Here is a 14,315-nt window from a genome sequence, read left to right as displayed (position 1 = left end):
CAACCGGACGTTTAACCCACGGAGAGTATTCGCGCCAAGAAGAATGCCCAAGTGGTGACAATGCCTCCGAGGAGGTAGTGAGCGACACCCACTGCACGTCCTTGGGTAATGCTCAACGCACGAGGTTGAATGGCGGGAGCAAGTTTCAGCTTGTTGTGAGCCCAAACAATGGACTCGATTAATTCTTGCCAGTAGCCGCGACCGCTAAACAAGAACATCAAGCTGAAGGCAAAGATGAAGTGACCCGCTAGGAACATAATGCCATAAGCCGAAAGGGCCGACCCATAAGAGTTGATGACATTAGCTGCTTGCGCCCACAGGAAGTCTCGCAACCAACCGTTAATGGTAATTGCGCTTTGAGCGAAGTTACCGCCGGTGATATGAGTGACTGTTCCATCTGGTGCTACTGTACCCCAAACATCGGATTGCATTTTCCAACTAAAGTGGAAAATTACGATGGAGAGGGAGTTATACATCCAGAACAAGCCCAAGAAGACGTGATCCCAACCGGAAACTTGACAGGTACCGCCGCGACCTGGACCGTCGCAAGGGAAGCGGAAGCCGAGTTCGGATTTATCGGGAACCAAGCGAGAACTCCGTGCGTAAAGAACGCCTTTGAGGAGGATCAGTACGGTGACGTGAATGGTGAAAGCGTGGATATGATGAACCATAAAGTCGGCAGTGCCTAACTTAATGGGCATCATTGCAATTTTGCCACCCACGGCAACGATATCACCACCGAAAGCAGGACTAACGGAGTTGAGGGCAAAGGGTGCTGTAGCACCGGCTGCTGCCGCATGAACTCCTTGGATCCACTGGGCAAAGATGGGTTGCAGTTGAATGCCCGTGTCCGAGAACATATCTTGGGGTCGTCCCAAAGCTCGCATGGTGTCATTGTGAATGTACAACCCGAAGCTATGGAAGCCTAACCAGATACAAACCCAGTTCAGGTGAGAGATGATGGCATCGCGTACCCGCAGGACGCGATCGAGAGCGTTGTTAACGTTCTTGGCAGGATCGTAGTCGCGCACCATAAAGATTGCCGCATGAGCGCCCGCCCCTACGATCAGGAAGCCACCAATCCACATATGGTGAGTGAAGAGGGACAATTGCGTGCCGTAGTCTATCGCTTGATAGGGATATGGGGGCATCGCGTACATATGATGGGCGATGATGATGGTCAGGGAACCGAGCAAGGCCAAATGCCAAGACAGTTCGGCGTGCCAAGAGGTAATAAAGATCTCGTAAATGCCTTTATGACCTTCACCACCAAAGAGAAGAGGATCGCCTTTATGAGCGTCCATGATCTCTTTAAAGGTATGACCGATACCCCAATTGGTGCGGTACATGTGACCGGCAATGATGAACAATACCGCCAATGCCAAGTGGTGGTGAGCGGTATCACTGAGCCAAAGTCCGCCTGTTACTGGATTTAAACCGCCTTTAAAGGTGAGGAAGTCTGAATAGACTGCCCAGTTCAAGGTAAAGAACGGCATAATGCCTTGGGCAAAACTGGGATAGATATCCGCCATTAAGCTCGGATTCAAAATCCACTCGTGGGGTAGGGGGATGTCGCTAATGGTTTCGATGACTTTACCGCCTACGGTGAGGGGGCTTCCGGCATCGATCGCATCTAAGCAAGCGTTAATGGGCATGGAGACGTGAATTTGCTGTCCCGCATAGCCTAAGCATCCTAATCCCAATAAACCCGCTAAGTGATGGTTCATCATCGACTCTGCGTTTTGGAACCATTCCAGTTTGGGGGCTTTTTTGTGGTAGTGGAACCAGCCGGCAAAAAGACACAGAGCAGCCATAACTAGACCGCCAATAGCGGTGCAGTATAGTTCGTACTCGTTGGTAATGCCATTGGCACGCCACATTTGGAAAAAGCCAGAGGTGACTTGAATGCCGTGGAAACCGCCACCAACATCACCATTTAATATTTCTTGACCGACAACAGGCCAGACGACTTGAGCGCTGGGTTTGATGTTGAGCGGATCTTGCAACCAAGCCGTGTAGTTAGAGAAGCGAGCACCGTGGAAGTACATCCCACTCAACCAAACGAACACGACGGCGAGGTGGCCGAAGTGCGCGCTAAAGATTTTGCGGGAAATTTCTTCTAAGTCGCTGGTTTGACTGTCAAAGTCGTGTGCGTCGGCGTGTAGGTCCCAAATCCAGGTGGTGGTTTTGGGCCCTTTGGCTAAGTCACGACGAAAATGACCCGGTTTTCCCCATTTCTCAAAGGAAGTGGGTACGGGATCGGTGTCAACCGCTACTTTTGCTTTTGCCTCTCCTTCTGGAGGACTGATTGTCATGAGGGTTCTCCTCCCTAGACAACAATGGACAAGCATTTTCCCTGTAAGGGGAATTTGCCAAACAATTTTTTGATTTGAAAAGCCGACGGAATTAAGATGTCGCCTTGTTTTCCCTTAATTATTTAACATCTCAGTGTTCAATTGAGATGTGTCTTTAGGGGGGTTTTGCTTTTAAAACCACTTATGAAGTAGATGATACGGTGCGTTCGTTCTTTTCGTTGAGATATGTTAACAATATTTAAACTTAGCTAAATCCTCTGTTCGATTGAGGGTTTAGTTCAATAGGAAAGGGGGAAAAGTCAAGTCATAATGAGGTTTTTTTTACAAAATGAAATATTTCTCCTTGACTATGTGGCGATCGCGGCTTTTCCGGTTCTAGTGCTTGATGTTTCCCCCTCTCTCAAGCTAAATTTGCGATCGGGCAGTCTGGTGTTAAGTCTGCTAAAACCAGAGGTTTGTAAACTGAAGCGATCGCCCAAGGAGGGGAAATGGCATTTTCAAGGATTTTGTTTCAATCGAGCAAATTGTTTTTGTCTGGGGTTTTGATTTTTGCTTTGAGTTGGGGACTGATGGGGTGTGGCGATCGCATTGAAAGCAAGGTTCTACAATCTCCTCCAGGGGACGAACTAGAATCTTTAGCGGAAGCGGCTCCCCCCCAAGCCTTTGTTGAGTTGGATCGGAGTTTACTTCGCTATCAGCCTCAAGTGACGATTGTTAGCCCTAAAACTGAGGAAATTATTGCTGATACTCAAGTATCTGTTGCAGTGCGGGTGGATGATTTGCCTATTTATCGCGATCGCGACCTAGGTTTGGGACCCCATGTTGCTGTGATTTTGGATAATGAGCCAATGCGAGAAGTTTACGATCTCGAAGAAGCTCTTGTTTTAGAAGATGTAGCACCGGGTACTCATACTTTACGGGTGTTTGCGGTGAAACCTTGGGGAGAAAGTTTTAAAAATGAGGGGGCTTATGCTCAAACAACATTTTCTCTTTTTACGCCAACTCCTCAAAATACGCCCAATACTTCTCAACCCATTTTGACTTACAATAGTCCCCAAGGAGATTATGGAGCAGAGCCGATTCTCCTCGATTTTTATGTGGCCAATGCTCCTCTTCATTTGGTTGCCCAAGAGAGTAATAATGATGAAATTGCCGATTGGCGCATTCGCGTAACTGCGAATGGGAAGAGTTTCTTGCTCGATCGCTGGAGTCCGATTTATCTTAAAGGTTTTGAGCCGGGTATTAATTGGGTGAAACTCGAGTTTTTAGACGAATATGGCAATCCTGTTAATAATACTTTTAACACTTCAGTGGGTCTTTTTAATTATCAACCTGGAGGAAAAGATACTCTTTCTCTATTGATTAACGGTGAATTGGCGGCATTAGATGCGAGTCCAATTGTCGATCCGAATTACAAACCGATAGAAACTGCGCCTATTATTGTGGAGGACGAATCGGAAGAAGTTCCCACTACTGATGAAGAAGTTATTCTAGAAAGTCCTGAAAACGAGTCCATTGAATTAGAAGAAATTTCTCCTTCTGAACCTTCTCAAGAACTGACCTCGGAAGAGGAACTATTAGAGGAAAACGCATCTTCCCAATCTTCTCAAGAACTTATCCTGGATGAAACAACAACACCAGAAGAGGAAATATTAGAGGAAAGCTCATCTTCCCAATCTGCTCAAGAACTTATTCCGGATGAAACAACAACACCAGAAGAGGAAATATTAGAGGAAGAAATTCCTATGCCAGAATTGGAGCAAGAACCGATATCGGTAGAAAATAATGTTAAGGATACAGAAAGTTCTGTTTCTGAAACGGAAAATATAGAATCCACTCAAGAAACTCCTATCGATCCGCCATCCGAGAACTTCTCAATCGATTAATGTTGAGAGCAGTTCTCTCTAAAGCACAAAGCCCCAACTAAACACTTTTTGACTTAGTTGGGGTAATTCATCTCAGATAAAGCGATATGCCTGTTGATTGTAGCAAATAATTTTATTTGCTTCTTGTTTTCGCGATCGCCCTATGATATACTTACTTTAGTTGTATTTAATATATTTATTTCATAATGGGTAATAGTGGCAGTTATAAATAGGTCAAAATATTCCCATTATAATAAAATTAAAAATAACAGAAAAAATCAGAAAAAGCAAGGATTTTAACGCAAAAAAATGTTAAGAAATATTTATAAAATCCATGAGGGATTATCAATCAATTAGCTATACTGCCTTTTTAAGCGGTTGGTGGCTGCCTCTCATTCCTGCTTTATTAAGTTTGATTCTTGCCGCGATCGCCCTTCCCTTCGTGACAGCAAGACAGGGGTTTGGAGACCAAACCCCTACCTCATAATCAATTTTTGCTATAGAATTGGAAAATATGAGAGTTTTGAGGGTAGAAATGTGGTCGAACTGATCAAAATACCGACAGCATGGCAACAGTTAAGAAATCGTCAAATTACTTGCGATCGCGCTTTAGCTATGTTAGTTGATGAAGAAGGTTTAATCGACTCCTCCTTACTCGATTCAGAAGTCAGCGATCGCTTTTTTCGCGAATTTCCCCACAAAAAACTCTTACCTCCGGTTGTTCCCCTACTCCTCTGGCAAAATTGTTATTATTTAGGCAGTCCCGTAGATATTTCTGCGGCAGATCTACGCATGATGCGCGATCGCACTTTCGCAGAAATCGAAATTGTTCGCGTTATAGATAAAAGTTATAACAAGTGGTATCACACTTATCACTACAATCCTAAAAATATCACCGCTAATCCTTTTGTAAACCCCCTCACAGGATTAACAGAACAAGAAAATATTAGTGAAACCACAGAACTCTATCTCGCTAAAGCAGTCGGCCAGATCGAACGCATTAAAACCCTCATTTCCGGTGCTTTAAGAAACCGTGCCAGTGATATTCACCTCGAACCCATGCAAGAAGGGTTGAGAGTGCGCTATCGTATCGATGGTGTTTTGCGAGATATCACTACCCTACCCATTGAAATCAGTCGGCGAGTAATTGTTGCCTTAAAGGTCATGTCAGAGATCGACATTGCCGAAAGTCGTAAACCTCAAGATGGACGTATCGGCGAACAATATGCCTCGGGGGAACAAGCAGAATTAGGTATGGATATGCGAGTCAGTACCCTCCCTTGTGTATTCGGAGAAAAGGCCGTCGTTCGTTTGTTACCTCGCAAAAATCCCTTTAAAGTTCTCAACGATCTGGGATTTTCCCCCAAAACCCTCGAAATTTATAAAACTTGGTTGACTCAACCCCAAGGAATTATCGTCTTTACCGGTCCCACGGGTTCGGGGAAAACCAGTACACTATATACCAGTTTGCAAGTGATTTCCACGGAACACGTTAACGTCGTCACCGTAGAAAACCCCGTTGAGTATATTTTGCCTCGCATTACTCAAACTCAAGTCAATGAAGCCGCAGGAATGACCTTTGCCGCAGGAATGCGGGCGATTTTGCGCCAAGACCCAGATATTATTATGGTGGGGGAAATTCGCGATGAAGAAACCGCCGAAACTGCTGTGAGAGCAGCCTTAACAGGACATTTAGTTCTCACTACTCTTCATACTAACGATGCTCCTGGTGCTATCCCCCGACTTAAAGATATCGGCCCCGATCCAGGGTTGATCAGCGATGCTTTATTGGGTATTGTGGCACAGCGTTTAGTGCGGCGAGTTTGTCCCCACTGCGCTGAACCTTATATCCCCACGGAACAAGATTTTGATAAGTTAAATGTAGATCCCAAGCGCATCGATACTTCCCAATGGCGTAGGGGAAAAGGGTGTAATATGTGTTTTGATTCGGGATATTTGGGACGGGAGGCGATCGTGGAACTTTTGGATGTAGATGATACTGTCCGAGAAATTATTTATGATGGCACAATGACCCAATTACACCGCTATTTAAAGAAGATTAAGTTTGCTTCTTTTCGCATTGCAGCCATTGATAAAGTTGCTTTAGGGGTGACAACTATTGAGGAAATTTTGCGAGTTTTGCCTTACAGTTCTTTACGTCGGAAGGCATTAGGAGAATGAGAAGATTTACAAAAATAAAATTGCGAAATGATCTTAATACACATTAAGTCAAAATCGCGTTATCCAACAATAGTTAATTCACAGCGATCGCATTTCAAGCCTTAAATCATTTTCTCCTTGCACTGCTACAGCCCCAACATAAGCTGATTCTAGATCGATCGGCCACAATTTCCACCCCACTGCGACTTTTCCCCCAATACGATAAATTTGCACGGGTTCCTCGGGTAAGAGGGAAACTTCGACATCTTTTAACCCTGCTATTCCCTCCCCCGTCGCCTTGAGAAATGCTTCTTTGCGCGTCCAAGCGGTGAAAAATGCCCTTGAGGTTGAAAATGAGGGTAAATCGCGAATCTTCTCCCATTCCGCCTTACAGAAAAAACGCTCGGCTAATTTTACCGCGTCAGGAAGGGGGCGAATTTGCTCGATATCAACTCCAATGGGGCGATCGCGACTCACCCCATACAAAATTAAGTCCCCAGAATGGGAGATATTAAATTGCAGGGTTTCGCCTTTTAAGAGGGGTTTTCCCCTAGCAGAGTAAACAAAGGTCAAACTCTGGGGATCTCGTGCCAAATAATGCCCTAATAATACTCGTAACAGTCCCCGCCCGAGGATATAGCGATCGCGATCGCGTTGGAAGTGAAATCTCTCTGCTTTGCTTTTTTCTTCCTGGGAAAGCAACTTTACCAATGTTTTTACGGTCATAGGGGGAGATTGGACGCAACATTGCCAAACGCAAATTTCCGGCGGCGATCGGGTTAAAATGTCTGGGAGAGACTGCAAAAACTTAGCTTGTGTTTCCTTAAATTTTCGATCTTCGTTCATAATGCAAAGAAGTGTGAGACGAGTGAGAAAGCTATGACTCTGTTACCCGGATCGGGCGATCGCCCAAACAACCCACCCCCCCAACACCGACGCAATTTCTGGTTGCGGGTTTTACTCATTTTAGGGGTTGGGACGACGGGAGGTCTAGCCATTTTTTGGATTCTCGTCCAACAATTTTTCGCCCCGCGTTTTCTCTCCCCTCGGGTTGAAATTATTCTCGAAAATCTGCTTCAACGTCCGGTAGAATTGGGGGATCTCGAATCATTTTCTCCCACGGGACTGCGTTTGGGCAGAACGGTGATTCCCAGTACTTCAGATCAACCCGATACCGCTACAGTTCAAAGTATTCGGGTTCGTTATAATCCCATTTCGATTCTAACTCATCGCAGGTTAAATTTAGATATTTCTCTCATCGAAGCCGATGCTTATATCGAACAAAGAAAAGAGCGCAATTGGTTGGATATTCCGCCTTTTCCTGAAAGTGATTTTCCTGTGAAGATTAATGTTTCTGCTGTCCGTATTTTCGATAGCAATTTAACTGCGGTCAGTCGCTATCAAGATGGAGAATTTCAACCGCCGATCCGCCTTTCTATAACGCGATCGATTGTGTATCTTAAGGATAAATATGAAGATGTTCGGGTTGCAGATTTGGAGGGATTTTTTCCCGCAGGTGGTACATTTTCCCTCAAAGGCAAAGGTATTATTCCTGGGAAGAAGATTGCTAACTTGGAAGCGAAACTGACATTGATCGCGAGTAAAGTTAATCTTGAAGAATTTAAAAATATTATTCCTTTACGTTTGGCAGATTATCAGATTGCAGATGTTCAAGGGGAAGCGGGTATTAATGCGACGATCGCCATTTCGGGAAATCCTTTTTCTCTTGATACTTTACCTTTTATTACTGGAGTTGGTACAATTGCTAAACTTGCCGTTATTAGCGATCGCCTTTCTCAGCCTTTGACGATTCCTCAAGGTTCAATTCGTTTTCAAGGACAAGTTGCTAAGTTAGAAAAGGTTACAGCTTATTTAGGAGATATTGCCACTCAAGTTGATGGTACCGTATCGCGAGAATCTGGTTTTGATATGGCTGCGATCGTAAAACCGGTAGCATTTTCGACACTGTTTAAAACACTAGATATCAAACCTCCCGATCTTTCTTTATCTGGGGTTGTTGAAGTTGAGAGCAAACTGACAGGAGATTTTGATAATATTATTCTCTCGGGGGTGGTTAAAAATGCTTGTTTGTCGAAAAAACCTTGCCGTTTACCGCAATTTGATCGCATTACTTTAAAAACAGTTAATGCCGCTTTCAATCTAGCAGTTAATCAACAAGTTTTGACTGTCGATCGCTTTACTCTCGATCCGGTTTTAGGAGGAAAAATTACCGGAGATGGCAGTCTTGCTTTCAAAAAGAGAGAAGCGATCGCCAATGTTACGTTTAACAATATCCCCGCAACAAACTTTGCCAGTCTTTATGGGATAAAATCAGAAGGATTACCTTTCAATTTTGGCAATTTGTCGGCGCGATCGCGAGTTTCTATTCCTCTCGATCGCTGGCAGAATTTTGAGGCAACAATTAACAGTAATATTCTGTTGGGAGAAGGTCGCGTTACGGTGAATAATTTTCGTGCTAAAAATGGGCGTTATGATGGCACAATTTTAGTCTCTGATGTGGGTTTGGGGCAAGTTCTTCCTCTTCCTACTGAAACTCGTCGCCAAGTGGGGAAGGCGAATGCTAAATTAAATGTATCGGGTTCTCTGGAGAATTTTAATCTCGATGCTATTGTCAAAAATGCGATCGTTCGGGGTAATGCTAGTCTCAATTTAGCGAGGGGAAAGGTTCAACTTGATAATCTAAATATTGCCAATAATCAATTTGCGACGATTCTGCGTTCTTCTGGTGTGAATATCGGAGAAATTGCCCCTACTTTTATTGGCGATCGCTTCTCTTTACCGCCTTTAGGAACATTAGCAGGACAGTTCAATATTACAGGAACATTAGCAGGTTTTTTCCCCGAAACCTTAACAGGAACGGGAAAAATGAGTGTAGGGGTTGCAGGAGGAGAAGGCAGTGCAACGGGTTTTGAATTTGTTAATAATACCCTCACAGCCAATGTTTCTGCAAGAGATATCCAACTAGAAGAACTTTCTAAATTGGTGACTTTACCTCCGGATCTGAAAATCAACCGCAAATCTCTAGGCAGAGTTTCCGGTACTGCCGATATTAATTATCAATTATCCGCGATCGGGAAACAATTTGCTTTCGATCTGGCACAATTATCGGTTCAAGGAAGGGGAGAAGTTGTAAATTTGGCAGGAGGGAGAGCAAATGCTACATTTAATGTTAATGAAGGGAATTGGCAAGCGAAGATCAAAGCATCGGGAATTGTCCCCAGTCGCATCACCCCACAAATTCCCTCTGACTTAGATGCGATCGCCTCTGGAAACTTTAATTTAACAGGGTCTTTAAATGCCCTGAATTTACAAGGAATTCGCGGCACGGGGACAGCTTTAATTAATGCAATGGGAGGCAATATCACCGCCAATAATATCCTTTTAGCAGGAGGTAATCTCCAAGCAAATCTCATGCCTCGCGGACTGCAAATCAATCGCATTTCTTCAGAATTACGAGGAATTTTAACTGGCAATATTAACATCAATGCCAACTTAGTACAATTCCAGCCCAGCGCCTTAAAAGCAAAAGGACAAATTAACCTCAGTGAAGGCGTTTCCCTGATCGATCGCCCCCTAGAAGCCCTCTTTGCTTGGAATGGGTCCCGGTTACAGATTGAAAAAGCCACAGCAGCAGACCAATTAGACGCAACAGGGTACCTAAATGTTAATCTTATCTCCCTTTTAGAACGGGATATTATGGGAGCATTGGGAGAATTTAATTTTGATGCTAACCTACAGAACATCGATCTGGCACGACTTAAAACAGAAGTTGCCCGTTTTACCGCCTGGGGGCTAGATCGGGAAAGTATTGTTCTCTCTGGGTTTGCGGGATTTGCGGGCAACATTTCGGGAACAACGCGATCGCCTTCCCTGCAAGGTCAAGTCTCCCTCGATCGTGTCGCTTTTAATCAACTCGTCCTCGATCCCGTCCTTTCCGGAGAAGTCAATTTTGTAGCGGGAGAAGGAGGCAACGCAGACATACGCGGAATCCGAGATAAAATTACCGCAACCTTAGATCGCAACTATCTCCCAGAAACCTTTGCCATCAAACTCGACGAATTTACCGCCACTGGAGAACGAGAAGGCAACATTCTCAACGCAGAGATAGCGAACCTGCCCCTCGCTTTAGCCAAAGCAATAGCACCCCTGCACCTCTTCCCCCGCGTCGTCGCCGCACAACCCCTCTCCGGTAACTTGGAGGGAAACTTAGCCGTCAACATGGAAACCTTTGACACAACAGGCAATATTGCGATCGCCGATCCGGTATTTGGAATCGTTAGCGGCGATCACTTTAGGGGCAAAATTGCCTATACTAACGGTGCGATCATCCTCGAGGAAGGCGATTTGAGTGAGGGAGAAACCCAATATCTCCTTGATGCCAGAGTCAGTGAGATATTTAGCGATCCCAAAATTCAGGGAGATATTCAAATCGCCAATGGAGATATTCAGGACTTCTTAAAAACCTTTCGCCTCAAAGACTTTCAGGATTTCTTGCGCCTCGCCCGCACCCTTGAAAGAGATGCACCTGGAAAGGCAGAGGACTTAAAGACCTTTGCCGTGGGTTCTGTGGATGAAACCACGATACTCAACCAACTCCGTCGCTTGTCAGAGATTAATACCCTTCAAGACCTACAAGAAGAAGAACGCCAGAAAGCCTTTCCTGTACCACCTCTAGCAGACCTGCGCGGTAATTTTGACGGGACGATCCAAATATCCACTAGACTCCGAGAAGGGTTTGCGGGGACTGACGCAGACTTCGATCTTTCCGGATTAAATTGGCAATGGGGTTCCTTTGAAGCGGATACTGTTGTTGCTAAAGGCAGCATCGAAAAAGGACTGATTACCATCTTACCCCTAGAAGTGAGAGCCGGAGAAGGATTTGTGCAAGTATCGGGAACCTATGGCGGAGAAGGAATTTCCGGTAAAGTAGACGTGACAGAATTCCCCATTATCCTCTTACAAGATTTACTCCCCTTACCTCCTGCGATCGGTTTTGGGGGTCGTATCAATTTAACCGCCAACCTTTCCGGAACCCAAGAAAACCCCCAAGCACGAGGTAGAGTGGATATTGCCGATACCAAAATTAACGATACTGACGTTTATTCTGCCGAAGGTACCTTCAGTTATAACAAAGCACGCTTGCGATTTTCCGGCAAGAGTCTCTTAGCAGAAGAGGGAACCCCTTTAACTTTAACCGGGGTTATTCCCTATCGCCTACCCATCCCCATCGCCTTACCCCCTGAAGATAATTCCTTAAGTTTGCAAGCTAATCTTGAAGATGACGGACTGGCAATTATTAATATTCTCACCCGTCAGCAATTGGAATGGGAAGGAGGGAAAGGCAAAGTTGATGTGAAAATTAATGGTTCCATCGATCCCGAGACGAAACGCTTAAAAACCTTAATCGCTGATGGCAATATTAGCCTAGAAGATGGCATTGTTAACCTACAAGTCATTCCCGACCCCATTACCGACATCAACGGGGAAATTGCCCTTAATTTTAATAACATTGATGTCAAGAATTTAACCGGAAAATTTGGCGGGGGAGATATCATTGCCTCGGGAACTATACCGACTTTTTTAGCCACACCCCAAGAAAACCCCCTGACGGTAAACCTAGAGACTTTGGCTTTGAATTTAAAAGGGTTATTAAGGGGGGATATTCAGGGAAATATGCAAATTGCCGGCACCGCGATCGAACCCATCATTTCCGGGGCATTAGAGATCGCTAATGGCACTTTACAGATTTTAGGAGCGGCGGGACAAGGGGATAAGGGAAATTTGTCTGGTAGCGGTGATGTCGGTTTGGCAGATTCCGTTTCTTTTGATAACTTACAACTGACTCTCACGGATAATTTTGCGATCGAACAATTGCCGATTTTAAAGTTTATAGCAGGGGGAAGTTTTCTCGTTAATGGTACCCTAGCGGACTTGCAACCCGAAGGTACAATTCATCTCAAGCGGGGTTTTGTGAATTTGTTTACCACAACTTTTCGTTTAGAACGCAATTATGACAATATCGCCCGTTTCGTTCCCGAACGGGGATTAGATCCGGAGTTAGACTTACTATTATTAGGGTCTGCGTTGGAAACTTCTCGCCCCATTTTGAGAAGCGATACTCTAACTTCTGAGGTTCGAGATACTGCCACTAATATCGGTTCCGTACAAACCTTGCGAATTGAAGCACAAGTGACCAGTACGGCGTTTGAGTTGGCGGATACGTTGAAGAATTCGGCGGCAACTGGGGGACGACCCGCGCAACAAGTCCTTACTTTAAGGAGTAGCCCTCGCCGCAGTGAAACTGAATTGATTGCTTTGTTGGGGGGTGGGTTCATTAATGCTGTGGCTGGGGGAGATAGTACGGCACTGGCGGGAGGTTTGGCCAATATTGCCGGGACAGCGCTTTTAGGGGGGGTACAGGGGCAAATTGCTGACGCATTTGCGTTGGATCGTTTCAGCATTTTTCCGGCGGAGGTAATTGATGATACGGGACGCACGGGAACATTAGGGGTAGCGATGGAGTTGGGGAAAGATTTCGGGCGCAATTTTTCGATTTCGGTGTTACAGTATTTGACTCCACCGGATCAACCGACGCGCTTTAATACTCAATATCGCTTAAATGATAATTTTACCGTGCGGGGTTCGACGGATTTTTCGGGGGATAGTCGTTTATCGGTGGAGTTTGAAACGCGGTTTTGATGGGTTTTTGCTAGATATGTAGTTTTATAGCATTGGTTGGGGCGAGGGATATTAAGGTAGAAGAGTCGATCCTTGCGTTTATATGGTAATGCAAACATTTTGCCCCTTAGTTGTTCAATGCGTAACTCCTATTGACGATCGCCGAGTCATCGTGGTAGTTTTCGGGTCAATGTCCCGTAAACTTTTCAGGATCGGTTATGAATTTATTACCACGTCAATTTTCCCGACAACTTTTTCAGAAGTGTGCGATCGCCTTGGTCAATTTGGGTGCTATTTTTATCGCTGCTTCTCCTCTGTTAGCGCAGGACTTTGAAAATGCTGAAATTAAAACGATTCCCGTTGAGGATGGCATCTATATGTTACAGGGTGTAGGCGGCAATTTGGGCTTGTTGGTGGGGAAAGATGGTATTTTTCTCATTGATGACGAATATGCGCCCTTATCGGAGAAAGTCATGGCAGCGATCGCCGCTATTAGCGATCGCCCGATTCGTTTTGTGATTAATACCCATTGGCACAGCGATCATACAGGAGGGAATGAAAATTTAGGTCGTGCAGGTACCGTTATTGTTGCCCATGATAACGTGCGGGAACGGATGAGTACAGAACAATTTGTGGAAACTTTGGATCGCACTTTTCCTGCTTCTCCAGCAGTCGCACTACCGACGATTACCTTTAACGATACGGTTACTTTTTATCTCAACGATAACGAAATTTCTGCCTTGCACGTTGACTTTGCTCATACCGATGGTGATTCTATAATTCACATTCGGGATGCAAATATCATTCACACGGGAGATATTTATTTTAATGGCGATTATCCCTTCATTGATATTGATAGTGAGGGATCAATTAATGGGGTATTGGCAGCCGTAGAAAAATTATTGCAAATTGTGGACGATCGCACGAAAATAATACCAGGTCACGGTTCCCTCTCCAATCGTAGCGAACTGATCAGCTATCGTAATATGCTGTTAGCGGTGCGCGATCGCGTCACTACGGCGATCTTGGCCGGGATGTCGGTGGAAGAGTTTCTTGCGTCAGATCCGACGGCTGATTTTGACCCAACTTGGGGGAATGGTTTCCTCAAACCTGAACAATTTTTGCGAATTGTTTACGCAGATTTATCGCGATCGCGGCAGTAGAAAACCAAGAATAAATTAAATCTAAATAGGACTTACGCATTTATACACTAGCGGGCAGAAGATGCCCGCTAGTGTATACTAATTAAGATATAAAGAATGGGGTGCAGTGCATT

At 44.9% G+C, this 14,315-nt stretch carries 8 protein-coding genes; 6 read left to right on the top strand and 2 right to left on the bottom strand.

Annotated elements, in window-relative coordinates:
* Positions 1-11: 11 nt before the first annotated feature.
* Complete coding sequence (gene psaA, locus JUI58_RS20160; RefSeq protein WP_204105608.1) at positions 12-2,315, bottom strand: photosystem I core protein PsaA; 2,304 nt, start codon at positions 2,313-2,315, stop codon at positions 12-14.
* A gap of 309 nt (positions 2,316-2,624) precedes the next feature.
* Between psaA and JUI58_RS20155 the strand changes: the two genes are divergently transcribed.
* The 4 genes from JUI58_RS20155 (at position 2,625) to JUI58_RS20140 (ending at position 6,361) form a co-directional block, all read left to right on the top strand.
* Positions 2,625-2,861, top strand: coding sequence for a hypothetical protein (locus JUI58_RS20155; protein WP_204105607.1), 237 nt, complete (start codon positions 2,625-2,627; stop codon positions 2,859-2,861).
* Complete coding sequence (locus JUI58_RS20150; RefSeq protein WP_204105606.1) at positions 2,846-4,201, top strand: hypothetical protein; 1,356 nt, start codon at positions 2,846-2,848, stop codon at positions 4,199-4,201. The genes JUI58_RS20155 and JUI58_RS20150 overlap by 16 nt, the downstream gene beginning before the upstream one ends.
* Positions 4,202-4,514: 313 nt before the next feature.
* On the top strand, positions 4,515-4,667 hold the full coding sequence (locus JUI58_RS20145; protein ID WP_204105605.1) for a hypothetical protein: 153 nt from the start codon (positions 4,515-4,517) through the stop codon (positions 4,665-4,667).
* 50 nt (positions 4,668-4,717) lie between these two features.
* Positions 4,718-6,361, top strand: a complete 1,644-nt coding sequence (locus JUI58_RS20140) for a GspE/PulE family protein (RefSeq protein WP_204105604.1) — start codon at positions 4,718-4,720, stop codon at positions 6,359-6,361.
* 78 nt (positions 6,362-6,439) lie between these two features.
* Here JUI58_RS20140 and JUI58_RS20135 read toward each other — a convergent pair whose 3' ends face one another.
* Entirely contained in the window at positions 6,440-7,186 is a 747-nt protein-coding gene (locus tag JUI58_RS20135) for a 4'-phosphopantetheinyl transferase superfamily protein (RefSeq protein ID WP_204105603.1), read from the bottom strand.
* A gap of 33 nt (positions 7,187-7,219) precedes the next feature.
* On the opposite strand from JUI58_RS20135, the gene JUI58_RS20130 reads away from it, so the two are divergent.
* Positions 7,220-13,060, top strand: a complete 5,841-nt coding sequence (locus tag JUI58_RS20130; RefSeq protein WP_204105602.1) for a translocation/assembly module TamB domain-containing protein — start codon at positions 7,220-7,222, stop codon at positions 13,058-13,060.
* 197 nt (positions 13,061-13,257) lie between these two features.
* Positions 13,258-14,202: an MBL fold metallo-hydrolase gene (locus JUI58_RS20125; RefSeq protein ID WP_204105601.1), complete on the top strand. Its 945-nt coding sequence runs from the start codon at positions 13,258-13,260 to the stop codon at positions 14,200-14,202.
* Positions 14,203-14,315 lie beyond the last annotated feature (113 nt).

The organism is Spirulina sp. CCY15215 (genome assembly GCF_016888125.1).
Classification (GTDB): Bacteria; Cyanobacteriota; Cyanobacteriia; order Cyanobacteriales; family Spirulinaceae; genus CCY15215.
The sequence above is the reverse complement of the archived record's forward strand: the minus strand, read 5'-3'. Positions and strand labels throughout refer to the sequence as shown.

What these genes read in the sequence shown, in the direction of transcription:
- psaA (WP_204105608.1), bottom strand. Translation starts at nt 2,315, where the DNA reads ATGACAATCAGTCCTCCAGAAGGAGAGGCAAAAGCAAAAGTAGCGGTT.
- JUI58_RS20155 (WP_204105607.1), top strand. Translation starts at nt 2,625, where the DNA reads ATGAGGTTTTTTTTACAAAATGAAATATTTCTCCTTGACTATGTGGCG.
- JUI58_RS20145 (WP_204105605.1), top strand. Translation starts at nt 4,515, where the DNA reads ATGAGGGATTATCAATCAATTAGCTATACTGCCTTTTTAAGCGGTTGG.
- JUI58_RS20135 (WP_204105603.1), bottom strand. Translation starts at nt 7,186, where the DNA reads ATGAACGAAGATCGAAAATTTAAGGAAACACAAGCTAAGTTTTTGCAG.
- JUI58_RS20130 (WP_204105602.1), top strand. Translation starts at nt 7,220, where the DNA reads ATGACTCTGTTACCCGGATCGGGCGATCGCCCAAACAACCCACCCCCC.
- JUI58_RS20125 (WP_204105601.1), top strand. Translation starts at nt 13,258, where the DNA reads ATGAATTTATTACCACGTCAATTTTCCCGACAACTTTTTCAGAAGTGT.